The sequence below is a fragment of the Eikenella sp. HMSC061C02 genome (genome assembly GCF_001809035.1).
GTDB classification, from domain to species: Bacteria; Pseudomonadota; Gammaproteobacteria; order Burkholderiales; family Neisseriaceae; genus Eikenella; species Eikenella corrodens.
This window is the reverse complement of record NZ_KV795541.1, coordinates 70,461-93,803: the sequence shown is the minus strand read 5'-3', so window position 1 is coordinate 93,803 and position 23,343 is coordinate 70,461. Positions and strand designations below refer to the sequence as shown.

The window sequence follows — 23,343 nt, the reverse complement described above, 5'->3', positions numbered from 1 at the left end:
GAAATACTGTAAACAACGCTACTGGTTTCTACACCTAATTGCCGATTTGAAAGAGGCCACCTGAAAATATAAGGCATCTCCAATACAGCCGCTGCCATCAACACCGTTTTCAGGTAGCCTCTTCCCGGCAAACAGCGCATAATACGCCCGTTTGCCAACCCGCCCGGAGCCACCCATGCCCAACCCACTCTACGGCCAGCACCTCATCTCCATTCCTGACCTGAGCAACGAACAGCTCGAATGCCTGCTGGATACCGCCCTGCGCCTCAAGCGCGAACCGCGCCGCAACTTACTTGAAGGCCGGCTCATCGGCTCCTGCTTCTTCGAGCCCTCCACCCGCACCCGCCTCTCCTTCGAAACCGCCGTACAGCGGCTCGGTGGTAAAGTTATCGGTTTTTCCGACGGCGCCAACACCAGCGCCAAAAAAGGTGAAACCTTGGCCGATACCGCCCGCATCATCTCCAGCTACACCGACGCCATCATCATCCGCCACCCCAAAGACGGCGCCGCCCGCGTGCTGGCCGAATTCTCCGCCGTGCCCGTCATCAACGCCGGCGACGGCACCAACCAGCACCCCAGCCAAACCCTGCTCGACCTCGTTACCATCCAAGAAACCCAAGGCCGGCTGGACAAGCTCGTTATCGCCATGGCCGGCGACCTCAAATACGGCCGCACCGTCCATTCCCTCGCCCAAGCCATGAAACGGCACCAAGCCGAATTCATCTTCGTCTCACCGCCCAGCCTCGCCATGCCCGACTACATCACCGAAGAGCTCGACGCAGCCGGCTGCCGCTACCAAATCCTGCCCAGCCTCGAAGAAGCCGCCCGCCACGCCGACATCCTCTACATGACCCGCGTGCAGCGCGAACGCTTCGACGAACAAGAATTCGCCAAAATCCAAGGTAAATTCAACCTCGAAGCCACCACCCTCGCCCAAGCCAAACCCAACCTGCGCGTACTGCACCCCCTGCCCCGCGTCGACGAAATCCATCCCAACGTGGATGGCACGGTTTATGCTTACTACTTTGAACAAGCAAAAAACGGTGTATTCGCACGCATGGCCATGCTGTCATTAGTGTTAAACGAAAGCGTATAACGTCAATATTTGTAACAGGCTACCTGAAAATGTCAGTTTTAATGTAGCCCAAGCAATTGTTCCCGCCTGCCGTGCATACACACTAATCTGCCCATTTGGGGAAGTTCCTACTTCCCCACTTCATCAGATTTTTCTAACAAAGGGATTGATCATGTATGCCAAAAAAGCTTTAGCCCTAGCATGTATAGCCGTGCTGGTGAGCGGTTGCAAAGAAGACGAAAAAAACCGCAATTATTCGATCGGTTTTGCCAACGGCGGCTACTCTCGGGATGCGAATATATCCGTTCCCAACGGACCACAGTCTGAAGCACAGCCTCAACCGCAGCCGCAACCTCAACCGCAGCCGCAACCTCAACCTCAGCCGCAACCTCAGCCGCAACCTCAGCCGCAACCCCAACCTCAGCCGCAACCGCCAATCACTGGCTGTCCGTCGGCCACGGATGCGTCAGGCAAATGGACCAGCGTCAAATGCTATGAGTTTAACAACGGTGAAACATCCGATATGGCGGCTAGACTCATACCCAATCACTTAGATAGCCACCTTTCCTACCTCCCAGGCAACATCGCGCTGGTGGAAAATAAATACATTCAAATCACCACCCGCCGACATTGCGTGGCTCGCCAAGGTGACCCGCTTACCGATCAAAACTTCACCACAGGCCCCTGCCCAGCCAACAAAGTTGCCCAATATTCAAGCGGCCGTTTGGAGTCTGGTCAAATTGTGGATGGTGGGAAACCGTTCCGTGCCGAAATCCGAGCCAAAATTAACTGGAACGGCTCAAGGGGCATGCGCACGGCACTATGGCTGCGCAATAGCGAAACCTTGCAAAATTGCGGCAGCAACCCTGCTGCCAACGACCCCTACGGTGAGCTCGATATTCTCGAGTGGTATTCCTCTGCACGGGCATATGCTTGGTCCTCAACACACGCCAGCTGTTTCTATAGTCACAAAAGAGGCACTTGGCGCACGCGCGTTTTCGCACACCGTTTGGAGCAACACATCAATCGGCAAGCTACCCCGCTAGATGGCGATTGGCATGTATGGGCAATCGAGTTTGACGGCCAGAAAGTGCGCTACTATCTAGACGGTAAGCTCATCCCCGTGTCCCACTACATAGTGGACGACAACACCACGGTGGACGTGATCGACCGCAGCCGTACCGACGAATCAGGCGGCTACCCTTCCACCATGCCGGATGAAGACTTTGCAAAACTCAACGTTAACCGCCAAATGCTGGATCAGGTATTCAGAGCTAAAGGCCCTTGGTATTTCATTCTAAATGACTACGCGGAATGGGAAGACAAGCTAGATCCACCCCGCCCCACCGACCCATTCCCAGTTCAAACCACCTTGATCGACTACGTACGGCTGTATCAGAAAAACTAATCCAGCTCTTGCAGGCTACCTGAAATTTCAGGTAGCCTGTATTTCATCCCACCCTATCCGGAAACCCAAATGGACAACAAAAGACTCAGCGTTGAAGCCATCGAAAACGGCACCGTTATCGACCACATCCCAGCCGGCCTCGCCCTCACCATCCTGCGCCAATTCAAGCTACTGCACGAAGGCTGTGCTGTAACCGTCGGCTTCAACCTGCCCAGCAAACGGCACGGCCGCAAAGATATTATCAAAATCAACGGCATCAAACTCAATGAAGCCGCCGCCAACCGTCTCGCCCTGTTCGCCCCCGAAGCCACGGTAAATCTCATTGCCAACTTCAAAGTCGAACAAAAAATGCTGCTCAGGCTGCCCGAAACCATCAGCGAAGTCTTCCGATGCCCCAACCCCAACTGCGCCAGCCACAGCGAACCCGTTGCCAGCCGCTTCTACGTGCGCCGCTTAGGTAACCAAACCCGACTCAAATGCCACTACTGCGAAAAAACCTACGACCGCAGCCTCGTAACCGAAGCCTGAAATGACAAACACAACAAAAGCTACCTGAATTTTTCAGGTAGCCCCCTATAGTAAACACCCTCATTCCCAGATATAATTTAACTAATTTATATACTTAACCTAACAAGGAGAACTGCCATGAGTTCTGACGAACGCTACCTCCCCCCGCAAAGTGAAGACCTTGGCTCACGTACCAGCCAAGCAGCCCCTGCCTTGTGGAACCCGAACGCAGCTGCCTGCTGGTCACTGCTGTTTTCCCCTATTTTCGGCGCTGCGCTGCATATGTTCAACGCCCGCGCCATGGGCGATGCCGAACTGGAAAAGCTGAATAAGGGCTTTATGTGGGGCACGCTGGCCGTACTGGTGATCGCGATCCTCCTCGCTATTTTCTCCGGAATAAAGGCCAACTTTGTCGGCATTGCTGCACTCGGTGCCTGGTATGGCGCAGTAGGGCGCAAGCAAGTGGCCTTAGTGAAAGAACGATATGGCTCAAACTATCCACGTCGTTCATGGGGCAAGCCCATATTATTCGGTGTCCTCGGCATCGTCGCATTGTATGTTTGTATCTTTATCTTGCTTTTTATTGTCTCTTAACGAGACCTAAATCAAACCATCCCCCCTTTCAGGTAGCCTTAGGCTACCTGAAATTTTGTACTTAACCACCGGAAAATCTTTTATGCCTCCATCCCTCACTTGGCACACCTTTCCCACTCCCGCTGCCCAAGCTGCCGCACTGGCCGAAGCCGTAGCCAACTGCCTGCGCGATTGTCTGCACACACAAGGCCATGCCGTGCTGGCCGTATCCGGCGGCCGCTCGCCCGTAGCGTTTTTTGAAGTCCTGGCGCAGCAAAAACTGAATTGGCCGAACGTCACCATCACCCTGGTGGACGAGCGGCTCGTGCCGCCACAGCACGCCGACAGCAACGCCGCGCTGGTGCGCCGCCACCTGTTGCAACACACCGCCACAGCTGCCCGCTTCCTGCCGCTGGTAGACGAACAAACCGATGTGTCCGACCCTGCCGCCGCCCTGGCCGAAGCCGAGGCTGCCTTTCCCTCGCCCGACATCGCCGTGCTCGGCATGGGTGCCGACGGCCACACCGCCTCGCTGTTCCCGCAAGCCCCGCAGCTGGCCGCGGCCGTGTCGCCCGAATGCCGCAGCAAACTGGTGCACACCAGCCCGATTACCGCTGCACACGAACGCATCGGCATGAGCCTGAACGCACTCGCCGCCGTGCCGCAGCTATTTTTATCGATTCAGGGCGCAGACAAACGCTCCGTGCTGGAACAGGCTGCTGCCATGCCCTTGAGCGAGCGCCCCATCAGCCTGCTGCTGCATCGGGTAAACGTGCATTGCCAAGTGTATTACGCCGATTGAATCTGCAGGTTGGCAATAAGCCTTCCTGCCAAGCCGAACCATATTAAAAAGGCTACCTGAAATCTTTCAGGTAGCCTTTTGGTTGGCCATGCCATGGTTGTAAACCTCAACCATGCGAGCAGGCAGCCATCAAGCCCTCTTTTTGCTATATCAAAAAACACCTAAAAATGCAGCGCCAAAAAAGTTAAAACACCATAATTATCAGACATAACGAACCAAGCTACCGCTTTTCAGGTAGTCTTGGCCTATTGTAAAAAACAATCAATAGCCTTTGACAATTTTTAACTGCTATCCTAATATTTACTCGAGGACTGTTGGCAGGACAACAGGCCTGCATTTAATTGTTTCTTTATTTTCCATAGGGATAAAGCCATGATAGAAGTGAACAGCTACTACACCCTGATTGCAGCCACCATGGTGCTGCTATTGGGTAAACTGATGGTTAGCAAAATCAAGTTTTTGCGGGATTTCAATATTCCCGAGCCGGTGGCGGGCGGCCTAGTGGCGGCTATCTGCCTATTTAGTCTGCATGCGACCACGGGCATCGGCTTCCAGTTTCAAAAACCGCTGCAAGACGCATTTATGCTGATTTTCTTTACCTCCATCGGCCTGAGCGCGGATTTCTCCCGTCTGAAAGCCGGCGGTATTCCGCTGGTGGTGTTCACCGCCATCGTAGGCGCATTTATCTTTGTGCAAAACATTATTGGCGTGGGTTTGGCCAGCGTGTTCGGCCTGCACCCGATGACCGGCCTGATTACCGGCTCCATCACCCTCACCGGCGGCCACGGTACGGCAGCCGGCTGGGCGCCCGACTTAATCAAATACGGTGTGCCTGCTGCAGCTGAATTGGGCATGGCCTCAGCCACCTTCGGCCTGGTGGCCGGCGGCATCATCGGCGGCCCGGTGGCTCGCCGACTCATCAACAAAATGGGGCGCAAACCCTTGGATTCCGCAACTGTGGAAGCCGACCACCTGCGCTCTGCCGACGACGATCCGGATTACAGCACCGACGATATGTTTGAGCGTGCCGAGCAAACCCGCCTGATCACCGCCACTTCGGCCATCGAGACACTGGCCATGTTTGCCGCCTGCCTCTCGTTTGCCGAAATTATGGACGGTATCGACAAACAATACCTGTTCGACCTACCCAAATTCGTATGGGCGCTGTTTGGCGGTGTGGTATTGCGCAACGTATTGGTGAGTGCGTTTAAATTCAATATGTTCGACCGTGCCATCGACGTATTTGGCAACGCCTCGCTCTCACTCTTCCTCGCCATGGCCCTGCTGAACCTGCAACTGTGGCAGCTGACCGGTTTGGCAGGCCAAGTGACCGTCATCCTGCTGGTTCAAACCGTAGTGATGATTCTGTATGCCACCTACGTTACCTATGTGTTTATGAACCGCGACTACGACGCTGCCGTGCTGGCGGCCGGCCACTGCGGTTTCGGCCTCGGCGCCACCCCCACCGCCGTAGCCAATATGCAGTCCATCACCGAGCGCTTCGGCCCCTCACACAAAGCCTTCCTGATTGTGCCGCTGGTGGGCGCGTTCTTCGTGGACATCATCAACGCGCTGATCTTGTCGGGCTTCGTGAACTTCCTGAAATAGCCCGCCCCAGCATGAGCAAACGGCATCCGATTGGGGATGCCGTTTTTGTTTGCCGATTATCAGAGAACGCCAAAAAGGCTATAGTGAATTAAATTTAAATCAGGACAAGGAGGCGAGCCGCAGACAGTACAAATAGTACGGCAAGGTGAGGCAACGCTGTACTGGTTTAAATTTAATTCACTATACCTGAAAATGTAGAGACCAAACCAATTTTCAGGTAGCCTTACAGCCAACCCATTCCCCTAACCACAAGGATACCTGCCATGACCACACTCCCCACTATTCCCGCCAGCCAAACCGTATTCGCCATGTCGCCCGACAACGCCCCCGTGCTGCGCGCCGCATCCGGCAGCCGCGTGCGTTTTGAAACCTGCGACTGCTTCACCGACCAAATCCAAACCCCCGCCGACACCTTCGACAATCTCGACTGGAACCGCATCAATCCCGCCACCGGCCCCCTGTTTGTGGAAGGCGCCGAGCCGGGCGATACCCTGCGCGTACACATCCGCCGCATCGAATTGGGCAAACAGGCCGTGCTCGCCACCCTACCCGGCGCAGGCGTGGCCGGCAACCGGCTGGAACGCGGGCGCATCGACATCGTGCCGGTGGAAGACGACCATGTTGTCTTGTTCGGCAAAGTGCGCCTGCCGCTCAACCCAATGATTGGCGTGATCGGCACCGCACCCGCCGAAGGTACCATCAGCTGTGGCACGCCCGATGCACATGGCGGCAATATGGACACCAAAATCATCACCGAAGGCACCACGCTGCTCCTGCCGGTAAACGTACCCGGCGCGCTGCTGGCCATGGGTGATTTACACGCTGGCATGGGCGACGGCGAGGTGGGCATTTCCGGCCTGGAAATCAAAGGCGCGGTAGAAGTGGACGTGAGCGTCATCAAAGGCCGCCCCTACCCCCTGCCGCTGGCCGTAACCGCCGATTGCTGCTACACCATCGCCTCCAGCCCCGATTTGGATCAAGCCGCCGAAACCGCCACCCTGATGGCCACCGACCTGCTCACCGCCCACGGCGGGCTCGACACCAACCAAGCCATCGCCCTACAAAGCATCGCCGGCGATTTGCAGGTGTGCCAAGTGGTCGATCCCAACAAAACCTGCCGCTTCGCCCTGCCGCGCAGGGTAACGAAACAATTAGGGATTGAGTTGCCGTAATGCGTTTGGCCTAGAATAGAAACGGCAAAAGGCTACCTGAAAGCCCAGCTTCACCAAAATGAAAACGCCATAGAGCGAAATTTCTGTGAAACCAAACTTTCAGGTAGCCTTATTGATGCATAACGCAATTGGAGCAGCTTAATCTTACTCCTCTTCATCCCCGTAATACTTCACCCCGATTTTAATCGGCGGCCGCCCTTGTGATTTACGGTGGGCGTTAGAATCGCGCAGGGAATAGGCACAGCCGCAGTATTCCTGCTGGTAGAAGTGCTCACGCTTGCTGATTTCGATCATGCGTGCGCTGCCGCCGCCTTTGCGCCAGTTGAAATCCCAATACACCAAGCCGGGATACTGTTCAGCGGCACGGCGGCCGCAATCGTTAATCTGATTCATGTTTTTCCAGCGGGAAATACCGAGGCTGCTGGTGAACACGGGAAAGCCGTTTTCGTGGGCGTATTGGGCAGCTTTTTCAAAACGCATGTCGAAGCACATGGTGCAGCGGATACCGCGCTCGGGCTCAAACTCCATGCCTTTGGCTTTCTCAAACCATTCTTTGCGGTCATTTTCGTAATCGTCATCTTTATCGATGAAAGGAATACCGAATTTGTCGGCAAAGCGCATATTTTCTTCTTTGCGCAGCAAATATTCTTTGAGCGGGTGGATGTTGGGATTGTAGAAATAGATGGTGTAGTCGATGCCGGAAGCAAGCAGGGCTTCCATCACTTCGCCGCTACACGGAGCGCAGCAGGAATGGAGTAAGACTTTGTTTTGCCCGCCCGGCGGAACAAGCACGGGGCGGCTGATGGGGCTGACTTCAAGAGTGTGGTTCATGGTTTTTCCGTGATTTAGTTTGGGCGGAATTTTAACACCAAACGCAGCAGGGCTGCGGGGCTAGGGGTTAAAAACGTTTTCAGGTAGCCTCTTCATGTTTTGCAAGAGCTACCTGAAAATATTGCAACCAATAGTAGCAAGGCATGGTCTCTGTGCTCAGCATGTCAATCGCTGCATATAGAAAACCGCTTGAAAGGGCATGCCTTTTCAAGCGGTTTGGTTTGGCTAAAGCCGGAATCAGCAGCAGCGGCCGCCGTTGGCTCCGCAGCGGCGTTTACGACAGTAGTCTGCAAACTGCTGCTCGGTCATTACCGGTGCGTTGGGGTTATAGCGCCGTTGGCGTGCCACGTAGTTGGCGTAATCCGGCACGCCCACCATCAGGTTGGCAGTCAGCTTGGCTGTTTTCCAAGCCTGATGGAGACGCTGTTTCAGCTTATGCTTCATTCACAGCCTCGGAGCTTGCACCAGCGGTTTCGTTGCGGAATACCGGCGGGATTTCCTGAGCGGTCGGCCAGCCGACTTTACGGGCTTTCAGGGCTACCTGAAGACCATAAATCCCCACCACAACCACTACAGACAGGAACAACACAGTCAGACCGGCGTTCACGTAGTCGTTGAAGGCGATGCGGCCCATTTCCTCAACGGTTTTGGCCGGAGCCAGGATTTCACCACGAGCCAAGGCGTCTTTGTATTTGGCGGCGTGAGCTACAAAGCTAACACGCGGGTTGGAATCGAACACTTTTTGCCAGCCGGCATAGCAGGTTACCAGCAATACACCGAGCGCCGGAACCAAAGTAACCCAAATGTAGCGGTCGCGTTTCATCTTAATCAGAACCACGGTACACAGGATCAGAGCCACACCTGCAAGCATCTGGTTGGCGATACCAAACAGCGGCCACAGGGAGTTGATGCCGCCCAACGGGTCGGTTACACCGGTGTAGAGGAAGTAGCCCCACAGTGCAACGGCCATAAAGGTGGCAATCAAGTTGGCCGGCAGGCTGTCGGTGTTGCCGAAGGGTTTGTAGAAGATGCTGCCCAAGTCCTGGATCATGAAGCGGGCCACACGGGTACCGGCGTCCACAGCAGTCAGAATGAACAGGGCTTCAAACAGCAATGCGAAGTGATACCAGAACGCCATCATGCCTTCGCCAGGAATCAGCTTGCTCATGATGTGAGCCATACCTACGGCCAGAGTCGGCGCACCGCCTGCACGAGACAGGATGGTGTGTTCGCCCACTTCTTTAGCCACGTGCAGCAGAGTAGCTTCGCTTACCGGGAAGCCCAGCTGGGTGGTGATCACGTGTGCGGCATTGGCAGCGTCGGTGCCGATCAGGGCAGCCGGGCTGTTCATGGCGAAGTACACACCAGGATCAAGCGAAGAAGCGGCAGCCAGCGCCATAATGGCCACAAAGCTTTCCATAATCATGCCGCCGTAGCCGATCATGCGTACGTGCTCTTCGTTTTCCACCATTTTCGGCGTGGTGCCTGAAGAAATCAGGGCATGGAAGCCGGATACCGCACCGCAGGCGATGGTGATGAACAGGAAGGGGAAGAGATGGCCTGAGAATACCGGGCCGGTACCGTCGATAAATCGGGTAACGGCGTGCATTTGCAGCGGCGGGCTAACAATAACGATGCCCAAGGCCAATGCAATGATGGTACCGATTTTCAGGAAGGTGGAGAGGTAGTCACGCGGGGTGAGCAGCAGCCACACCGGCAACACGGAAGCGATGAAACCGTAGATCATCACTGCCCAGGCGATAGACAGGCCTTCCAAATCGAAGATATGCCCAAAGGAGCTTTCAGCCACGTTTTTACCATACACAATCGCCAACACCAGCAGGATAAAGCCGACGATGGAAATCTCGCCGATTTTGCCCGGACGGATATAGCGGGTGTAGATACCCATAAACAGAGCGATTGGGATGGTAGTGGCGATGGTGAAGGTACCCCACGGGCTGTGGATCAAGGCTTTCACCACAATCAACGCCAGCACGGCCATGATGATCACCATAATCATCAGAATACCGATGGAGGCAATCACGCCGGCTACAGTGCCCAGCTCTTGTTTCACGATATCGCCCAAGGATTTACCGTCACGGCGCATGGACACGAACAACACCATCGCGTCCTGAACCGCACCGGCAAACACCACGCCGAAGATAATCCACAGCGTGCCGGGCAGGTAACCCATCTGCGCGGCCAATACCGGACCTACCAACGGGCCGGCGCCAGCGATGGCGGCAAAATGGTGGCCGAACAGCACGCCTTTGTGCGTCGGCACATAGTCCAAGCCATCGTTATGGCGCTCGGCCGGCGTGAGCCGGTTGGGATCGAGCTGCATTACGTTTTTGGCAATGTAGAGGCTATAAAAGCGGTAGGCAATGGCATATACGGAGACGGCAGCAATCACCATCCACACCGCACTGACCTGCTCACCGCGATGGATAGCCAAAGTGGTAAAGGCGGCCAAGCCGGCCAACACCACAACGCCCCATATCAGGAAGCTTTTGAGTTTGTTCATGATAACAACACTCCGATTCAACAAACATAAAACGGCTGCTTGGCCAGGCCATACCGCCCACCTTCGGCAGCCCCCTATCCAGCAATCAAACGCTATGCTAAAGACACAAACGTCTTAACTACCAAACGGCATAAGCTTAACATATTCGTGGGAATAATTACGTTAAATTTTCAAGCGAACGAGGCTGTTTTTGCCACGTTTTAGACGGAAAAGCCTAGATTCAGTACAAAAATATACTGGATCAAGAATAATTTGATTTAGGTCAACAAATCACCGATCGGATAACACCATTGTTGGTTTTTACAAAAAAATCAGCAGGCGAAGGTTAAAGTTTGTTTGTCGGGCTTGAGCTGTATTGACGCTTTTCAGGTAGCCTCTTGAGCCTTGGCAATCGCCAAGATAGCAGCAAAAGGCTACCTGAAAATGTGGGGAGCAGACAGAGCAAAATGTCAGAGCGGCAATACCAACCTAACCATCAAGATTCAGGTAGCCTCCCGCTAGGTAATGGCTGCATTGGCTGTTTGCTGCTGGTATGACCAAAGGCTACCTGAAAACAACCAAACCGGACGGCTGTATGCCCGCCCGGCTTGGTTGTTCCATAGATAAATCAGGCGCCAAACTACTGCGCTGGCTGCACCGTTGGGGTAGAAGCTTTCCGGTAACGGCCGGCCATGGCTTTATACACCATGCTTTCGTAGCGCAAGGCCTGGTATCGGGCTTCGAGCAGGCTTTGCGCGCCGGAATATTCGGTGTTCAGCGCGGAGAGCCAGTCTTTGAGCTCGTTGCGGCCGTGTTGGTAGCGCACACGATAGTAGCGGCTGTTTTCAACGTCGAGCCGGTGGCGTCGGCGCTGGTTTTCCAGGGTTTGGCGGCTGGCGCGGTATTGGCGGTAGTTGGTATCGACTTCGTTGAGCGCGGTGGTGAGGGCTTTTTCGAAGGCAAGTTTGGCGTTGTCAAAGTCGGCTTCGGCGCTGCGGTCTTTCCAGTGCATGGTGCGCCAGTTGAGGAAGGGCAGGTTGAGGCTGACACTGCCGCCCAATATCGGCACATTGAACAGGTTTTTGCTGTGCTCAGACGCGGTACTCAGCGCGGCGTTCAGCGTGATGCTGGGATACCAGCTGCGGTATTGCGCCTGCTGGCTTTTGAGGGCGGACTGCAGGCGGTAGTCGGCGGCGATGAGGTCGGGGCGGGCGGCGAGGGTGGAGATGGGCACATTCAAATCGAGCTTGCCGCCTTCGGGCAGGCGGAAGGATTCGGGCTGCACGGCCATTGCCTGGCCGGGGCGCAGGTTGAGCAGGTTGCGCAGGGTGGCTTCGGTGTTGCTGCGGCTCTGTTGCAGCGACAGCAGGCTGTTCTCGGCGGCGAGCAGGGATTGCTCGGCCTGGGTAACCTCAATCGAGGCCACGCGGCCATGGCGGTATTTGCTGCGGGCGATTTGCAGGATTTGTTTGTATTGCTCGATGGTTTTTTCGGTGAGCTTGATGGCTTCGTTGAGATAGGCTACCTGAAAATAGGCATCGGCCACATTGTTGATTACAGTCAGGCGGGTAGCGGCCAAATCTTGCTCGGTGGCGCGCTGCTCCCACGCTTGGGCAGAGGCGGTGGCGTTGAGTTTGCGCCATAAATCGAGCTCGTAGCTTAAGCCGAGCTGGCTGCTGTAGCTGTGGCTGTTTTGGCGGGTGTCGAGGTTGCGGTTGGCATTGGCACCGAGCGAAGCGTTGAATTCTGGCACGAGATTGGCGCCGAGAATGTTGGCCTGATACAGGGCTTTGTTCACGCTAACGGCGGCCTGTTTTAAATCCACATTGTTGGCCAAGGCCTGCTCCACCAGGGCGTTGAGCCCGCTGTCGCCGAAGCTTTGCCACCAGTTGCCTTCGGTTTGGTAGGCGCAGCCGGCGGGGTCGGGGCAGTGGCCGCTTTCGCCGGCGGCGGTTTGTACGCTGCCCTCGCGCCGAGCTTGGGCGAGGCCGATTTGGGTGTTGGGGGTTTGGTCGATGGCGCAGCCGGCGAGCAGAAGCAGCGCCAGCGCGGCAGCACGGATGGGCGGGTGGGTTGTTTGGTTCATAAACCCTCGTTTCTTGATTGGGTGTCGGGTGGGTTTCAGGTAGCCTGGATTACCGGTTGGAGGCTACCTGAAAAATCGTTCACTTTAGCTTGCAATCCTGTTTACCCTGTTTTCAGGTAGCCCCTACCTACTCCTTGCAGGCTACCTGAAAATATCGGGCGGTTTTAGCTTGATGGCTGCTCACGCTTTCAGCCCGCCGCTAATCGCGCGACAGGGCGGCAATCGGGTTGAGCTTGGAGGCGTTTTTGGCGGGCATGAAGCCGAACAGCACGCCGATGAAGGTGGAGCAGCACACCGCGCTCACAATCGACCAGGTAGAGAACGACATAGCAAACTCGCTGGTCAGCGCGTTGAAGCCCAGGCCGATCAAATAGGAAAGCAGGATGCCGGCCGCACCGCCGATGAGGCAGATGAGCACGGCTTCAATCAGAAACTGCTGCAAAATATTGCCCTGCCGCGCGCCGATGGCCATGCGCACGCCGATTTCCTTGGTGCGCTCGGTTACCGACACCAGCATGATGTTCATCACGCCAATGCCGCCCACCACCAATGAAATCAGGGCAATACAGGAAATCAGCAGAGTCATCGCACCGGTGGTTTTTTCGATGGTCTGCTTGATGCTGTCGCTGTTGCTGGTGAAGAAGTCTTCCTGGCCGTGCCGCGCCAGTAGCAGCTCTTTAATGCCCTGCTCGGCTACGGAGGTGCTCACGTCGTCGCGGATTTTCACAGTTACCGCGCTGATGTAGCGTTCGCCTGAAATACGGTTCATCACCGTGGTGTAGGGCGCCCACATTTGCAGGCTGTCGCCACCGCCCCAACCGTTTTGGTCTTCCGCGCTGATGCCGATTACGCGCAGCGGGCGTTTGCCGAACAGAATGGTTTGGCCGATGGGGTTGGTGCCTTCCGGGAACAACTGCTTGCGGGTGTTCGGATCGATAACCACCACTTGCGCGGCAGTGTCTACGTCGTCTTGGTTAAACAGCCGGCCTTGGTCGAGCTTGATGCCGCGCACATTGAAATACTGCTCGCCCGCGCCGTAGAGCTGGGCGGTAACGTTGGTGTTGCGGTAGGTAACGGTGGCGCTGGAAGTGGTCATCGGGGTCACGCTATCCACATAGCTTTGTTTGCCGATGGCTTCGGCATCGGCAATGGTGAGCGTGCGGATACGGCCCCGGTGGCGGTCGCCGAAGCTTTTACCGGGATACACGCCGATGGTGTTGGTGCCGATGGAGCTGATGTCGGAAAGGATTTTCTCCTGCGTGCCGCGCCCCAACGCCACCACGGATACCACCGATGCAATGCCGATAATAATGCCGAGCATGGTGAGCAGGGAGCGCATTTTGTGCGACATAATGGCCTGCACCGACATTTTGAAGGCTTCCACAAACTGGTCTTTATAAAACAGCCAAGATGCCTTTTCGGCGCGGCTTTCCACGCTGCTGGGCGGGATTTCGGCGTTTTTGCTGGTATCGGCGATGATTTCGCCGTCTTTGATTTCAATCACGCGGTTGGCAAAGGCGGCGATTTTCGGGTCGTGGGTTACCAAAATAATGGTATGCCCTTTGGCATGCAGCCCGCGGATGATTTCCATCACCATCTCGCCGCTGCCAGAATCGAGCGCACCGGTGGGCTCGTCGGCCAAGATGATTTCGCCACCGTTCATCAGCGCGCGGGCAATAGACACGCGCTGCTGCTGGCCGCCGGAGAGCTGGTTGGGGCGGTTGTCTTCCTTGCCTTCCAAGCCCAAGTCGGCCAGAAGCTGAGTTGCGCGTTCATTCCGCTCTTTTTGATCCATGCCGGCATACACGGCGGGCAGCGCCACGTTTTCGCGCGCGCTCAATGCGCCCAATAGGTTGTAGCGCTGAAAAATAAAACCGAATTTGCGTCGGCGCAACGCGGCCAGCTCGTCGCCGCTCATTTGCGAAGTTTCCACACCGTCAATTTGATACGAGCCGGAAGTGGCGCTATCGAGACAGCCGATGATGTTCATCAGCGTGGATTTGCCAGAGCCGGATTGGCCGATGATGGCAATGAAATCGCCTTTTTGGATGGTGAGGCTGATGTCTTTTAAAACGTGGACGCGGTTGGCGTCTTCACCAAAATAGCGGTTGATGTTGCGGCATTCGATTAGGTTCATATGCATACGGCTTTCGTTGCGGCGGGGAGGCTACCTGAAACGATAGAAGCAGGCTTTACAGCATGGTTTCAGGTAGCCTTTAGGTTTTCAGGTAGCCTGGCATGGCAGTGAGCGCCAGCTTACACCGGCGGGCCGCCCTGCCACTCTTTCACCGTGCCGTCGCTCTCCGACACAATCACTTTTTCGCCCTCTTTCACGCCCGATTTCACTTCGGTGCGCGTACCGTCGCTGATGCCCACGGTAATCGTGCGCTCTTCCACTTGGTTGTCGGCTTTCAGCACGCGCACATAGCGTTCGCGGCCGCGCTGTTTCACCGCGGTGGCGGGGACGGTGAGCACGTTTTTGGCTTCACCGATCACGATATTGTTTTGCGTGGTCATGCCGATGGCGAGCTTGCCGTCTTCGTTCGGCACGAGCGAGCGGGCGTAGTAATAGATGGCGGTGCTGGTGGTGTCGGTGCTGGTGGTGTAGCTGCCTTGTGACAGGGTGGTTAAGCCCGGGTCGACACTATCCAGCTTGGCTTCCCGTTCGCTGTCGGGGTCGGCCAAGGTGGTGAATAGCAGGGTTTGGCCGGCTTTCACGCGGGTTACGTCGCCCTCGGCAATCTGCATCTTGTTCAGCATATGGCTCAAATCGGCCACTTGGCCGATGGCGGGCGTGGTTTGCACCGCGTTCACGGTTTGCCCTTCTTCCACTTTCACCGAAACCATCGTGCCGGAAATCGGCGCGGTGATGCGGGTGTAGCCCAAGTCGGCTTCAGCCGTATTGATGGCGATACGGGTTTGGCGAATAGAAGATTGCAGCTCGCCCACCTGCGCCTTGGCGGCGGCATACGAGCCCTGTGCGCTTTCCAGCTCTTCTTTGGAGGTGGCGTTTTCCGCCCACAAGGCCTGCTCGCGGCGGTATTTTCGTTCGGCGTTTTGCAGCGCCACGCGGGCAGACACGAGCTGCGCCTGATAAGTTTCCAACTTGGCCTTATTCGTGTTCAGCGCGTTGAGCTGAGTGGTGGAATCGATTTCGGCAATGAGGTCGCCCTTTTCCACATGCTGCCCGAGCTTCACATACAAATGCTTGATTTGGCCGGAAGCCTGGGCGCCCACATCCACCAGTTGCGCGGCGGAAATCTCGCCGGTGGCGGATACGGTTTGGCGCACATCGGCACGCTTCACTTCTTCAGTGAGATAGGTGGTTTGCGGCTTGCTCGGCTTCAAAAAGGCATAGCCCGCTGCGCCCACGGCCAGCGCCGCCACTGCCCACAATGTCCATTTCAACGGTTTTTTCATCTTGTTCCGCCTGCCCTTTCCGGCAGCTGTTAAGAAATATGGCTATTCTAGGAAACTGCCGCTGCTTGCGCTATCTGATTAACCTATCCTTACCCCGCCGAGGCTTTATTGGCAGGGCTTTACGGAAATTAGGGGTTGCAGAAAAGGCCACCTGAAAGTTTCAGGTAGCCTTTTGTTTGATCACGCTTGGTTCAAGCAAGCGGATTGTGCCTAACGCCTTCTGCCGTTGCTGCGGCGGACGGCGGGTTTGCCGGATTGAGGCATGCCGACCACGGTGGTGTGCAGGCCGGTTACGCGGCGCTGCCAGGCGGCTTTCACTTCTTCGGCGCTTAAGCGGGAAACGGCTGCCGGGTAGCGGCTGAGGTAGTCGTCGGGCAGGTTGTAGAGGCCGATGAGTTTCAGGTAGCCCAACAGTTCGGCGTTGGTGTCGAAGCGCAGGGGGAAGCTGCCCACGAGGCTGGCCTTGGCCTGCGCCAGTTCGGCTTCGGTGGGGCCGTTGGCGGCGAACTCCTGCAACACTTTCTGCGTGTCGGCCAGGGCAGCGGCGGCACGGGATTTCTCGGTGGCGAAGGAGATGGTGAGCGGGCCTTGGGCGCGCAGGGGGGTGAGGCGGGAGGAGGCGCCGTAGGTGTAGCCGTGTTGGTCGCGCAGGACTTTCATCAGCCGGCTATCAAAACTGCCGCCGCCGAGAATGTAGTTGCCCACGGCCAAGGCGTAGTAGTCGGGATCGTTCGGGGTGAGGAGGGGCATGCCCAATACGATGTGCGCCTGGGTGCCGCTATGCGGCAGGGTTTGGGTTTGCACCGCGCCATGGGTGGCTTCGGGCAGGGGCGGCAAGGCTTGGCCGGTGGGCAAGTCGCCGGTGAGTTTGCTCACGATTGCTTCGGCCTGGCTGCGGCTGACATCGCCCACAATCGCCACCACGGCGTTGCGGCGGGTGAAATATTGCTGATGGAAGCGGTGCAGGTCGGCAGGGGTGATGCGGCGGATGGTTTGCTCGCTGGTGCGGGCAGAATGGCCGTAGGGATGGGTGGGATATACCTGCCGGGTGTTGGCCACGGAAGCGAGGAAATCGGGCTGGGTGCGGTTTTGCTTGAGGGTTTCCACCGCGCGGTCTTGCTCGCGTTTGAGCACTGCTGGGTCGAAACGGGGCTCAACCAGCACATCGCGCATCAGGCCGAGGGCGGGGTTGAGGATATCCGGCTTGGAGAGGCTGCGCAGTCGCACACCGGAGGTGTCGGTGGTGTTGTAGCTGGAAAGGCTCACGGCCAAATCGGCCACGCGCTGGAGCAGGGCTTCTTCGCCCAAGCTTTTAGTGCCGGTGTCGGCCAAGCCGGCGGCGAAATCGGCCACGCCGATTTTGTTGGCGCTGTCGCGGCTGCTGCCGGCATCGAAGGCTACATCAATATCGACAATCGGGTTTTCATGCCGCTCCACCAGCAGCACTTTGGTGCCCTCGGCGGTTTGCCAGCGCTGAATGGGGATATTCTCAGCCAACGCGGCGGCAGGCAGCAGGCAGGCCAGCAGCAGGGTGCGGAACAGGGGTTTCATGGGGATTTACTCCTAAATTTGGATACGGTTTTGGCTGCGCTGAAGCGGGCGCTTTCAGGTAGCCTGTTAATTTAGAACCGGAAGGCTACCTGAAAATATTCCTACGTTTTCAGGTAGCCTTTGCCGCTTATTTGGATTCGGGATACAGCACCACGGTGGTGTGCTTCTGCGCCAAAAGCCAGCGGGCGGCCTCGCGCACTTCTTCGGCGCTCACGGCCAAGCGGCGGCGGAGAATTTCGTCTTCATCCGTGTAGGAGAAGCCGGCCGACTCCAGCGAGCCGATGTTGGTGGCTTGGGTTTCCATCGAGTCTTTGCCAAACTCGCGTGCGGCCAGGCTGCGGTTGCGCACACGCGCCAATTCTTCTTCGCTCACGCCGTGTTCGGCAATCTGGCGCACTTCGTTCAAAAACGCTGCTGTGAGCTGCTCGGGCTTCACATTCGGCGCGGGCGTGCCGCTAAACAGCAGCACATCTGGCGAGCGGGTGAGCATATCGTAGCCCATCGAGGCTTCCACTGCGACCTTGCGGCCGCGCACCAGATTGCGCTCGATGCGGGCAGACATGCTGCCGTCGAGCACGTCGGCCAGCATATTCAGCGCATAGGGCAGCTTGTCGTCCACTTTGCGCAGGGCGGGCACCTGAATAGCCAAACCCACCACCGGCGAGCTTACCGGCGCGGTAGAGCGGGCAGAGCGGTTGGCCGTTTGCGGCGGCTCGGTTAAATCGTTGCGCGCAGGCAGCGGGTGGTCGGGCAGGCTGCCGAACAGTTTTTCCGCGTTATCCAGCACTTCGCCCGCCTTCACGTCGCCCACAACCACCAGCGTGGCGTTGTGCGGCGCATACCAGGCGCGGTACCACTGGCGCAAATCTTCCGGCTTGAGCGTGTGCAAATCCGCCTCATAGCCGATAACCGGCGCACGGTTTTCCGGCTTGGCATAGGCATTCAGATTAATCTGCTCCCACATTTTGCCGTCGGGGTCGTTATCGGTGGTGAGGCGGCGCTCTTCGCGGATTACCTTCATTTCGTTTTCAAAATCGGCATCGCTGAAATTCAGGTTCACCATGCGGTCGGCCTCCAGCTCCAGCACCTGCGGCAGGCTGCCCACGGCAAATTCTTGGTGATACACGGTTTCGTTGCGCGAAGTGAAGGCGTTGTCGCTGCCGCCCAGCGCGGAAATGCGTCGGCTGAATTCGCCTGCAGGCACGGTGGGCGTGCCTTTAAACATCATGTGCTCCAAGGCGTGGCTCAGGCCGGTTTTGCCTGCGTGCTCGTCGGCACTGCCCACCTTAAACCACAACTGCGTAACCGCCACCGGCGCACGGTGGTCTTCGCGCACAATTACTTTCATACCATTGGCCAGCACGCGCGACTGAGTTTCTGCCGCCGCCGGCACCACAGAAGCCGCCAGCACGGCGGCCACAAGCAATGAACGGAACATAAGTTTTCCTAAAAACGGGAAGAGGCTGCATGATACCGAAATTTTCGGCAAAGGGCACTTGGGGCGGTCTGAATAAAGATAAAGGCTACCTGAAACTTTCAGGTAGCCTCTGCCGTGATTGCGCCAGATTACCGCGCGGCCGGGGCAGCAGGAGCAGCGTGTGCAGTGCTCTGCAGCTGGCCGATAAAGTTGATGAAGCGCAGCGGCCGGCGACCGGTGTTTTTCAGCGAGTGCGACTGGCCGGGGCGGGCGATGGTCACGTCTCCGGCAGACACCGGTACTTCCTTGCCGTCTGAGCCCACAAATATGCCGCGGCCTTCCACAATCAGGTATACGTCTTCATTGATGGTGTGCCCGTGCAGGCCGATAGACGCACCCGGCGGCAGCGTGAGCCAGCCGATTTCGCGGATCGCATCCTGCTCGCCGGTTTGGTGGCGGGTGTAGGCGAAACGCCCCAGCAGCTTGCCCTCGCCGCCAGCGGCTTTTTCACGGTCCCACTGCTGGAAGTCGGCTGCTTTATACACCTGAATGCTGCGGTCTACCGGCGTTTTACTCGGCTCATTCGCCGCCGGCGTACCATGCGCCCAAGCGCCGGCGCTCGCCAGCAAAGCAGCAGTGGCAACGGATAGAATCACTTTTTTCATCGGGTATCTCCTGTGGTTGAAATCAAGGGGAAACAAAAGAATCGGGCGCAGAATAACAGCAACGGGGCAACAGTCAAACCTGCAGGCGGGCTTATCTGCCGCTTATTTGATGTATGCCAAACATGGTGCGAACAAAGGCTACCTGAAAATCTTCAGGTAGCCTTTCCCATTCATCCCAACATATTCACACCCGATGCAGCAACACCTGCAACACAAACTTGCTGCCCACATAGGCCAGCATCAGGCACACAAAGCCCGCCACACACCACAGCGCCGCCGTGCGGCCGCGCCAGCGGCGGGTGCGGTGTAGCAGCAGAATGCCGGCATACACCAGCCACGAAAGCACGCCGAACACGCTTTTGTGCGTGAGCGCGAGCGGCTTGCCGAAAATCTCCAGCGGAAACAGCAAGGCACCACCCACAGAAATGCTCAGCAGCACAAAACCCGCCAACATGCTTTGAAACATCAGCTTTTCCAAACTCAACAGCGGCGGCAGAAACGATATCAGCGGCGAAATGCGGTGATTGCGCAGGCAGCGGTTTAGCAGCAACACCAATAACGCCAACAGCGCGGCAATGCCAAACAAGCTATACGACAACACCGATGCGCCCACGTGCAGCGCGAAGGGCATATTGTCCACTGCATAATCCGCGCCCGGTGCCGGCCACTGCGCGGCAGCCAGCATAGAAAGCGCGGCAAAGGGATAGAGCAGCAGCTGCAAGCCCTTCAGCGAATAAAAGAAACTGCCGCACCAATACAACAACAACATCAGCCAGGTAACCAAACACAGGGCATAGCCGATGCCGTTGGGGAAACGGCTGAGCAACAGCGGCTGCCACACCGCCGCCGCATGCGCGGGCAGCAACGCCGCCAGCAACAGCAGCTCGCCTTTGAGCGGATATGGCCGCCGGGCATTTTGCCGCCCGAACCACCAGGCAAACACGCCCATGCCGCCATAGAGCAGCCCGAGCAAAACAAACAATACAGCCATGCTTTTTCCGTGTGTTGCGCGCCTGCTTTTCCATCAGGAAAGCCGCAAAGGCTGCGCGTAATAGTGTAAAATGCCGCCATTTTAGCAAACTTTGCCGCCTGCTAGGGGCTACCTGAAAGCAAAGCTTCAGCGCAATTAAAACGCCGCGCAGCGAAGTTTCTGCCAAACTAAGCCCTGCTTCGGCAAAGTTAACCAATCCGCTATCTGATCCCGAATCAAACCCATTTATCGGCTGGGCGAAACCGCTAGCAATAAAACGAGCCAATACAGCATATTGGCGGTTTCCCAGCATGACAAGGAAAACTATGTTAGACAACCTATCCGGCCGCCTCAGCCAGTGGGCCAAAAAAATGCGCGGCCAAGCGCGCCTCTCCGAAGACAACATCAAAGAAGCCCTGCGCGAAGTGCGCATGGCGCTGTTGGAAGCCGACGTGGCGCTGCCGGTGGTGAAAGACTTTATGGCCAACGTGAAAGAACGCGCCGTCGGCCACGAAGTAATCGGCAGCCTCACGCCCGGCCAGGCCTTTATCGGCGTGGTCAACCAAGCGCTCACCGAGCTGATGGGCACGCAAAACAGCAGCCTCAATCTGGCCGCCGTACCGCCTGCCGTGGTGCTGATGGCCGGCTTGCAGGGCGCGGGTAAAACCACCACCGCCGGTAAGCTCGCCCGCCTGCTCAAAGAAGAGCAGCGTAAGAAAGTGCTGCTGGTGTCGGCCGACGTATACCGCCCCGCCGCCATCGAGCAGCTGCGCCTATTGGCCGAGCAAGTGGGCGCGGATTTCTTCCCCTCCGACGCTTCCCAGCAGCCCGTGGCCATCGCCCAGGCCGCGCTTGATTACGCCAAAAAGCATTTCTACGACGTGCTGATGGTCGACACCGCTGGCCGACTGGCAGTGGACGAAGTCATGATGGCCGAAATCAAGGCGCTGCATGAAGCCGTGAATCCGGTGGAAACCCTGTTTGTGGTGGATGCCATGCTCGGCCAGGATGCCGTAAACACCGCCCAGGCCTTCAACGAAGCCCTGCCGCTCACCGGCGTGATCCTCACCAAAATGGACGGCGACGCACGCGGCGGCGCGGCACTTTCCGTGCGCCACGTTACCGGCAAACCGATTAAATTCATCGGCACCGGCGAAAAAATCGGCGGCCTCGAGCCCTTCCACCCCGACCGCATCGCCGGCCGCATTCTCGGCATGGGCGACGTGCTTTCCCTGATTGAAGACGTGCAAAAAGGCATCGATCAGGAAGTGGCCGAACGCATGGCCAAAAAGCTGCACAAGGGCAAAGGCTTCGACCTGAACGATTTCAAAGCCCAAATCCAGCAGATGCGCAATATGGGCGGCATCGAATCGCTAATGTCCAAACTGCCCGGCGAGATGGGGCAGCTTTCCGCACAAATCCCCGAAGGAACGGCGGAAAAAGCCATGAGCAAAGTGGAAGCCATCATCAATTCCATGACCCCGAAAGAGCGCGCCAATCCGGCCCTACTCAAAGCCAGCCGCAAACGCCGCATCGCCGCCGGCGCCGGCACCACCGTGCAGGAAGTGAACAAAATGCTCAAGCAGTTCGAACAGTCGCAAAAAATGATGAAAATGTTCGGCGGCAAAGGCATGGGCAAACTCATGCGCATGGCACAAGGCATGAAAGGCATGTTCCCCGGGCGTTAAACCCTCTGAATGAAATATCAAAAGGCTACCTGAAAATGGTTTTTCAGGTAGCCTTTTCCGTATCCGAACAGCTTTGTCGATTAAAATAAAAATATAGCCGTAAACCCGCCTGCGATACTTTCAGGTAGCCTCCTTCCCGCCACAGGCTACCTGAAAATTCCCGTCAAACCATGTAACCGCACGCCCCCAATATAAAACTTAAGGCTATAATGCCGCCCCAAAGCCGCTGATTCGCAGCGCACCTCCCTTTTTCAGCAAAGGAACCCCAAATGACCAGTCTCGCCCTCCGCCTCGGCACTGCCGCCGCCCTGTGCGCCGCCACGCTGGCCGCACCTGTCGCCGCCGCCGAAACCGCCTTCCCTAAAAACGCCGAGCTGCACTACATCGGTCCCTACGGCGTGCCCGCCGTGATGACCTTCAACCAAAACGGCGGCCGCTACAACGTGAGCGCCGACATCAACGTGCCGCTCTACAAAATGCGCTTTTCTTCCAGCGGCAGCATCAGCGGCAACCGCCTGCAGCCCGCTCGCTACAGCGACACCCGCAAAGGCCGCGCCTATGCCGGCGCCACTTTCGACTACGGCAGCAAAACCATCACCTACGGCAAAGCTGGCCACACCGAAAGTCTGCCGCTTGCCGGCCCCACTTTCGACCTCTTTACCCTGGCCTGGCAGCTCGCGCTCAATAATGGCCAACTGCCCGCCAACCTGCACATTACCAACGGCAAACGCGTTTACCCCGTGCGCGGCATGACCCGCCTGCCTTCCGCCCGCTACAACATCAATGGCGCCAGCATTGCGGTAAACCGCTTCCGTGTACAGCGCGGCGACGACACCATTGAATATTCCTTCGCCCCCGATTTTGCCAACATCCCCGCCCTCATCAAATACACCGACGACGGCAAAACCTACGAGCTCAAACTGCGCAGCGGCAAAATCGACGGCACGCCCCTGCAGCCGCCCAAGTAAGCAGCAACACCGGCTACCTGAAATCCAAACCAAACAGACAAGCCGCCCCGCAGCCTGTCTGTTTCTTATAGTGGATTAAATTTAAATCAGGACAAGGCG

19 protein-coding genes and 1 pseudogene are annotated in these 23,343 nt (G+C 57.0%); 10 read left to right on the top strand and 10 right to left on the bottom strand.

Translation table 11 applies throughout. The features are described 5' to 3' along the window. The first annotated feature begins 175 nt into the window (after positions 1-175). The 8 genes and pseudogenes from pyrB (at position 176) to HMPREF2541_RS04860 (ending at position 7,145) form a co-directional block, all read left to right on the top strand. Complete coding sequence (gene pyrB, locus HMPREF2541_RS04890) at positions 176-1,096, top strand: aspartate carbamoyltransferase (RefSeq protein ID WP_003824679.1); 921 nt, start codon at positions 176-178, stop codon at positions 1,094-1,096. Between the two features lie 502 nt (positions 1,097-1,598). Then, on the top strand, positions 1,599-2,483 hold the full coding sequence (locus HMPREF2541_RS04885) for a glycoside hydrolase family 16 protein (protein ID WP_210387139.1): 885 nt from the start codon (positions 1,599-1,601) through the stop codon (positions 2,481-2,483). A 69-nt stretch (positions 2,484-2,552) separates the two neighbouring features. Continuing rightward, the gene (gene pyrI, locus HMPREF2541_RS04880) at positions 2,553-3,011 is read left to right on the top strand and encodes an aspartate carbamoyltransferase regulatory subunit (protein ID WP_064087383.1); all 459 of its coding nucleotides are present in this window, start codon (positions 2,553-2,555) and stop codon (positions 3,009-3,011) included. Positions 3,012-3,128: 117 nt separating this feature from the next. Then, entirely contained in the window at positions 3,129-3,584 is a 456-nt protein-coding gene (locus HMPREF2541_RS04875; protein WP_003824675.1) for a hypothetical protein, read from the top strand. An 82-nt stretch (positions 3,585-3,666) separates the two neighbouring features. Further along, on the top strand, positions 3,667-4,365 hold the full coding sequence (pgl, locus tag HMPREF2541_RS04870; protein ID WP_070541994.1) for a 6-phosphogluconolactonase: 699 nt from the start codon (positions 3,667-3,669) through the stop codon (positions 4,363-4,365). A 372-nt stretch (positions 4,366-4,737) separates the two neighbouring features. Further along, positions 4,738-5,973, top strand: a complete 1,236-nt coding sequence (gene gltS, locus HMPREF2541_RS04865; protein WP_141744198.1) for a sodium/glutamate symporter — start codon at positions 4,738-4,740, stop codon at positions 5,971-5,973. 79 nt (positions 5,974-6,052) lie between these two features. Then, positions 6,053-6,162 (top strand): annotated as a pseudogene (locus HMPREF2541_RS12355) (IS5/IS1182 family transposase); the annotation flags it as partial. Between the two features lie 74 nt (positions 6,163-6,236). Then, the gene (locus HMPREF2541_RS04860) at positions 6,237-7,145 is read left to right on the top strand and encodes an acetamidase/formamidase family protein (protein ID WP_049258566.1); all 909 of its coding nucleotides are present in this window, start codon (positions 6,237-6,239) and stop codon (positions 7,143-7,145) included. Positions 7,146-7,289: 144 nt separating this feature from the next. Here HMPREF2541_RS04860 and HMPREF2541_RS04855 read toward each other — a convergent pair whose 3' ends face one another. From HMPREF2541_RS04855 to HMPREF2541_RS04810, 10 genes are all read right to left on the bottom strand, one after another. Next, entirely contained in the window at positions 7,290-7,976 is a 687-nt protein-coding gene (locus tag HMPREF2541_RS04855; protein WP_049258565.1) for an epoxyqueuosine reductase QueH, read from the bottom strand. 237 nt (positions 7,977-8,213) lie between these two features. Beyond that, positions 8,214-8,420, bottom strand: a complete 207-nt coding sequence (locus HMPREF2541_RS04850) for a YbdD/YjiX family protein (RefSeq protein ID WP_003824655.1) — start codon at positions 8,418-8,420, stop codon at positions 8,214-8,216. Next, complete coding sequence (locus HMPREF2541_RS04845; RefSeq protein WP_070541991.1) at positions 8,410-10,500, bottom strand: carbon starvation CstA family protein; 2,091 nt, start codon at positions 10,498-10,500, stop codon at positions 8,410-8,412. Before HMPREF2541_RS04845 ends, HMPREF2541_RS04850 begins: the two co-directional genes overlap by 11 nt. Positions 10,501-11,119: 619 nt before the next feature. Then, entirely contained in the window at positions 11,120-12,565 is a 1,446-nt protein-coding gene (locus HMPREF2541_RS04840) for a TolC family protein (RefSeq protein WP_083296767.1), read from the bottom strand. 199 nt (positions 12,566-12,764) lie between these two features. Further along, on the bottom strand, positions 12,765-14,702 hold the full coding sequence (locus tag HMPREF2541_RS04835; RefSeq protein WP_049258561.1) for a MacB family efflux pump subunit: 1,938 nt from the start codon (positions 14,700-14,702) through the stop codon (positions 12,765-12,767). 119 nt (positions 14,703-14,821) lie between these two features. Beyond that, positions 14,822-15,985: an efflux RND transporter periplasmic adaptor subunit gene (locus HMPREF2541_RS04830; RefSeq protein WP_003824650.1), complete on the bottom strand. Its 1,164-nt coding sequence runs from the start codon at positions 15,983-15,985 to the stop codon at positions 14,822-14,824. Positions 15,986-16,195: 210 nt separating this feature from the next. Continuing rightward, positions 16,196-17,536, bottom strand: a complete 1,341-nt coding sequence (locus HMPREF2541_RS04825) for a M16 family metallopeptidase (RefSeq protein ID WP_070541988.1) — start codon at positions 17,534-17,536, stop codon at positions 16,196-16,198. A gap of 127 nt (positions 17,537-17,663) precedes the next feature. After that, entirely contained in the window at positions 17,664-18,974 is a 1,311-nt protein-coding gene (locus HMPREF2541_RS04820) for a M16 family metallopeptidase (protein ID WP_049258560.1), read from the bottom strand. Between the two features lie 128 nt (positions 18,975-19,102). Then, the gene (locus tag HMPREF2541_RS04815) at positions 19,103-19,618 is read right to left on the bottom strand and encodes a cupin domain-containing protein (RefSeq protein ID WP_003824645.1); all 516 of its coding nucleotides are present in this window, start codon (positions 19,616-19,618) and stop codon (positions 19,103-19,105) included. A 184-nt stretch (positions 19,619-19,802) separates the two neighbouring features. Then, a complete protein-coding gene (locus tag HMPREF2541_RS04810; RefSeq protein WP_049258559.1) occupies positions 19,803-20,609 on the bottom strand; it encodes a cytochrome C assembly family protein in 807 nt (268 codons plus the stop codon). Between the two features lie 305 nt (positions 20,610-20,914). Here HMPREF2541_RS04810 and ffh point away from each other — a divergent pair, with 305 nt between their 5' ends. Beyond that, complete coding sequence (gene ffh / locus HMPREF2541_RS04805) at positions 20,915-22,276, top strand: signal recognition particle protein (protein ID WP_070541985.1); 1,362 nt, start codon at positions 20,915-20,917, stop codon at positions 22,274-22,276. A 269-nt stretch (positions 22,277-22,545) separates the two neighbouring features. Further along, positions 22,546-23,244 (top strand): DUF3108 domain-containing protein, encoded by a 699-nt coding sequence (locus HMPREF2541_RS04800; protein ID WP_049257998.1) that lies wholly within the window; start codon positions 22,546-22,548, stop codon positions 23,242-23,244. Positions 23,245-23,343 lie beyond the last annotated feature (99 nt).

Coding starts and splice junctions, on each gene's coding strand:
- HMPREF2541_RS04820 (WP_049258560.1), bottom strand. CDS start 18,974: ATGTTCCGTTCATTGCTTGTGGCCGCCGTGCTGGCGGCTTCTGTGGTG.
- pyrB (WP_003824679.1), top strand. CDS start 176: ATGCCCAACCCACTCTACGGCCAGCACCTCATCTCCATTCCTGACCTG.
- HMPREF2541_RS04815 (WP_003824645.1), bottom strand. CDS start 19,618: ATGAAAAAAGTGATTCTATCCGTTGCCACTGCTGCTTTGCTGGCGAGC.
- HMPREF2541_RS04850 (WP_003824655.1), bottom strand. CDS start 8,420: ATGAAGCATAAGCTGAAACAGCGTCTCCATCAGGCTTGGAAAACAGCC.
- HMPREF2541_RS04875 (WP_003824675.1), top strand. CDS start 3,129: ATGAGTTCTGACGAACGCTACCTCCCCCCGCAAAGTGAAGACCTTGGC.
- HMPREF2541_RS04835 (WP_049258561.1), bottom strand. CDS start 14,702: ATGAACCTAATCGAATGCCGCAACATCAACCGCTATTTTGGTGAAGAC.
- HMPREF2541_RS04885 (WP_210387139.1), top strand. CDS start 1,599: ATGGCGGCTAGACTCATACCCAATCACTTAGATAGCCACCTTTCCTAC.
- HMPREF2541_RS04810 (WP_049258559.1), bottom strand. CDS start 20,609: ATGGCTGTATTGTTTGTTTTGCTCGGGCTGCTCTATGGCGGCATGGGC.
- HMPREF2541_RS04800 (WP_049257998.1), top strand. CDS start 22,546: ATGACCAGTCTCGCCCTCCGCCTCGGCACTGCCGCCGCCCTGTGCGCC.
- HMPREF2541_RS04830 (WP_003824650.1), bottom strand. CDS start 15,985: ATGAAAAAACCGTTGAAATGGACATTGTGGGCAGTGGCGGCGCTGGCC.
- HMPREF2541_RS04860 (WP_049258566.1), top strand. CDS start 6,237: ATGACCACACTCCCCACTATTCCCGCCAGCCAAACCGTATTCGCCATG.
- pgl (WP_070541994.1), top strand. CDS start 3,667: ATGCCTCCATCCCTCACTTGGCACACCTTTCCCACTCCCGCTGCCCAA.
- gltS (WP_141744198.1), top strand. CDS start 4,738: ATGATAGAAGTGAACAGCTACTACACCCTGATTGCAGCCACCATGGTG.
- ffh (WP_070541985.1), top strand. CDS start 20,915: ATGTTAGACAACCTATCCGGCCGCCTCAGCCAGTGGGCCAAAAAAATG.
- HMPREF2541_RS04825 (WP_070541988.1), bottom strand. CDS start 17,536: ATGAAACCCCTGTTCCGCACCCTGCTGCTGGCCTGCCTGCTGCCTGCC.
- HMPREF2541_RS04840 (WP_083296767.1), bottom strand. CDS start 12,565: ATGAACCAAACAACCCACCCGCCCATCCGTGCTGCCGCGCTGGCGCTG.
- pyrI (WP_064087383.1), top strand. CDS start 2,553: ATGGACAACAAAAGACTCAGCGTTGAAGCCATCGAAAACGGCACCGTT.
- HMPREF2541_RS04855 (WP_049258565.1), bottom strand. CDS start 7,976: ATGAACCACACTCTTGAAGTCAGCCCCATCAGCCGCCCCGTGCTTGTT.
- HMPREF2541_RS04845 (WP_070541991.1), bottom strand. CDS start 10,500: ATGAACAAACTCAAAAGCTTCCTGATATGGGGCGTTGTGGTGTTGGCC.